This window comes from Hungatella sp. SL.1.14 (assembly GCF_024460495.1).
GTDB lineage: Bacteria > Bacillota > Clostridia > Lachnospirales > Lachnospiraceae > Hungatella > Hungatella hathewayi.
Window position 1 is genome coordinate 1 of the sequence record NZ_JANFYJ010000425.1, and the last position, 295, is coordinate 295.

1 pseudogene is annotated in these 295 nt (G+C 50.5%); it reads left to right on the forward strand.

What is annotated here, in order from left to right:
* Positions 1 to 295 (forward strand): annotated as a pseudogene (locus NE473_RS31670) (hypothetical protein); the annotation flags it as partial.

The following is a 295-nucleotide window of genomic DNA, read 5'->3' on the forward strand; positions in this document are numbered from 1 at the left end:
CTCCTGGTTCTCCCAATGGGACCAGGTCGAGATCAGCTGGAATTACATCAAACAGCTGAAACAGCTGGCGGCCTCCCGGAACCTGCCACTTTATCCCTACCTTCCCGGCACCAGGGGCCCCAGAGAGGCGGAAACACTCTTAAATACCTTTGGCCACCACTGGCTGGAATATGTATATACCTCTTATCCCATGGAGTCAAGAGTAAATAAGTATTTTTTTATCGATTACTTCACTGCCGCCGCAGTGCGGCTCTCACCGGAAACTTTTTTGTATCAGGAGAGGTCTCCCGTGATA